Annotated in this window: 4 protein-coding genes; all 4 read right to left on the bottom strand. The window is 66.6% G+C overall.

Annotated features, from left to right (window positions below; genetic code table 11):
- The coding region (locus CZ203_RS05190) for an anti-sigma factor family protein (RefSeq protein WP_200809436.1) at positions 1 to 429 on the bottom strand (429 nt) is incomplete at its 3' end.
- Positions 426 to 1,103, bottom strand: a complete 678-nt coding sequence (locus CZ203_RS15105) for a hypothetical protein (protein WP_456236188.1) — start codon at positions 1,101 to 1,103, stop codon at positions 426 to 428. The genes CZ203_RS15105 and CZ203_RS05190, both read right to left, overlap by 4 nt.
- A complete protein-coding gene (locus tag CZ203_RS05180; protein ID WP_087065097.1) occupies positions 1,103 to 1,522 on the bottom strand; it encodes a DUF3307 domain-containing protein in 420 nt (139 codons plus the stop codon). Before CZ203_RS05180 ends, CZ203_RS15105 begins: the two co-directional genes overlap by 1 nt.
- A gap of 27 nt (positions 1,523 to 1,549) precedes the next feature.
- Positions 1,550 to 2,694: tetratricopeptide repeat protein (locus CZ203_RS05175; RefSeq protein WP_159456375.1), on the bottom strand; the 1,145-nt coding region annotated here is incomplete at its 5' end.

The following is a 2,694-nucleotide window of genomic DNA, read 5'->3' as shown; positions in this document are numbered from 1 at the left end:
CGGGGGGCCCGCCCCCCCGCCCGCCGCGCGGCCGTCCGCCGTATCCGCCATCGGGGCGGTATCCAGGCCGAGCATATCCCGGCCGTTGCTGACCAGCTCGCCGACCGCACCGCTCATCACAAGTACGACGGCGGCGACCGCCGCGGCCAGCATCGTGAACACCGGCGGGCGGCGGCGCGGCTTGGCGGTCTGCACGACCGTCTTCTGCGCCTCGGCCATCACAAGGTCCATGATCTCTTCGTGCAGCCCCTCCGGCAGTTTGATATTGCCGCCGGCAAGGCCGCCCTGCATCTGCCGCAGCGCTTCCATATAGGCTGCGCAATCCGGGCAGACGGCCAGGTGCGCCGTCAGTTCGGCCTGCTCGGCCGCGGTAAGCTCGCCGTCCAGGTATGCCGAACACAGCTCTTCATATTTTTCGCATTCGTTCACTGTACCGTCCTCCCTTCTGCCTGTTTTGACGTGGAAGGCGCTACAATGTTCCCTCTCCTGAGCAGGATTTCGCGCAGCGCCCGCCGCGCGCGCGCCAGCCGGGACTTGACCGTGCCCTCCGTAAGCTGGAGNCCTTCGGCCTGCTCAAGGATGCGCTCCGCCCCCTCGCCGCCGAGCTCGACGCGCAGGCGCCGGTTGCCGTCGCGGTACACCGCCACCCGGTCGATCTTGCCGAAGGCCGCGGCATACCGCTTGACCTGGCGCTCGCGCGCGGGCAGCGAGGTGATGTCCTGCGCCATGCCCGCGCCCATCTGGCGCAAAATGCCGGTCAGCCCGGCGTACTGCTGCGCGATCAGGCTGCGGTTTTCCTCGCAGCGCGCTTGGTATTCCTGCCGCTGGCGCAGCGCGGCCAGCGCCGCGTTGACCGCGCGCAAAAATTCCGGGAACTTGACGCAGCGCGCGGAAAAATGCCCCGGGAAATCCGCCGCCTCCGCGCGCCCGCGCCGCAGCATGGCGACCGATACGTCGTTGAGCGCGCTCAGCGTGCCCACATAATCCTTTTCCCAGCAGGCCGCGCACAGCGTGCACCGGCGGCACACCTTGTCCGCGGCGCGGTCGAACACCGCGCGCACATCCTGGTCGGCCGCGCTTTTGCCGTGCTGGAGGCCGCTCATCATGCCGAGGTACATTTCATAAAACGCCTGCGCCGCCTCGGTGGCGTACTGCNGCCCGCCAGCCAGGCCGCCGCGGCCAGCGTCGCCATGTGCAGCGCCTGGTCAAACAGGAACAGCCGCCCCCGCCTGGTCACGGCGCAAAACGCCGCGCGGTCCCCAAAACGCCCGCATGCCGCCGCCTTGGCCGCGTCGATCACAAAATGCGCCGCCATGGGCAAAAGCACCCACAGGAACGCGTCCCGGCGCAGGAACGGCAGCGCCCCCAGCAGCAGCGCGCCCGCATAAACCAGGGCGTGCGTACGCAAAACGCGCGCGCTTTCATCCTTCCGCCCTGCCATCTTGTCTGTCTGGAAGTAAAAATCCCCGAGCAGGTGCCCGCACAGCAGGCACAAAAACAGGTTGTCGTGTAATATGCCCATGATCCCACCCCCTGCGCCGCCGCGGGCTTACCCGTCCGCGGGCGGTTGCAGCGTATCACACTGTTTCGCCTTTTTCGCCGCCAGCTTTGCCAGGCGCGCATATTCCGCGGCCTGCTTTTCGTCGCCCCGGAGCCGGTACGCCAGCTGCAGCAACTGCGTAACCCGCTCCACCATATCCCAGCGGCGGTTCTTCTGGTAGCCGCCGAGCGCCTTTTTGAGGTATTCGCAGATTTTCGGGTCATGTTCATCCAGGGCGGCCGCCAGCAGCGTGTAGACCTTGGCGATTTTAAGGTCGGTTTCGGGGCAGGCCTGCTGGAAATACCCCAGCGATTGTTCGACGTACCGGACGCCATCTTCCCGTTTTTTCTGCTTCAGCAGGGAATTGCCGAGATTAAAGTATACGTTCCCTAATATAAGGGGGTCGTCCACCTCGTTTTGCTGCATTTGCGCCAGCAGCGCCTGTTCCGCTTCGATGGCCTTATCCCGGTCCCCCATCAGTTCATACAGCACCGCCCGGTTGCCCTGCATGGTGTAGCGCGTGCTGTCCGACACCGTGGCGGACTGCGCCAACGCTTCGACCTGGTCAAGCGTGCGCCCGGCTTCCCCGTACGCCTTTTGATCCATCTGGCAGAGCGCCAAGCTATTGAGCACAACGGCCTGCCCCTGCGCCCACTGGCTTTCCTGCGCCAGCGTGAGGGCGCGGCGGAACTCCTGCACCGCCCGTCCCACGTCGCCCATCCTGCGGTTCAGTTCGCCGGACAGTTGGTGCAAAAGGCATTGCTGCTTGCGCGGCAGCGTATCGATCCCCGCCGCCGACAGGTTGGCGGAAAGCTTTTGCCCCGCTTCCGCCAACCTGTCCTGCGCCATCAGGCGGCGGCACTGCTCATAGACCCGCGGGATATCCTTCGCCGCGCTGTCGTCCTGCGCCGCGAGGTAGGCGGCCAGCTCGCCTAGCGCACGTTCCCACGTCCCGTAACGGGCGCGCGCGAGCGTGCGCGACACGGTGGAGGGCGCCATATCCAGCCGCTCCGCGACGGCGAGCTGCTCGCCGAGCCGGCGCATCATGCGCACGCATTCGCGCTGCTTTTCCGACCAGGAGGAGGCCATTTCGTCGAGCAGCAGGCATAAGCCGTCGAGCAGGTGCTCCTCCGGCCCGCCCGTCCGCACGAGCA

It is taken from the genome of Intestinibacillus massiliensis, assembly GCF_900155735.1.
Classification (GTDB): domain Bacteria; phylum Bacillota; class Clostridia; order Oscillospirales; family Butyricicoccaceae; genus Intestinibacillus; species Intestinibacillus massiliensis.
This window is presented reverse-complemented; position numbering and strand designations above follow the sequence as displayed.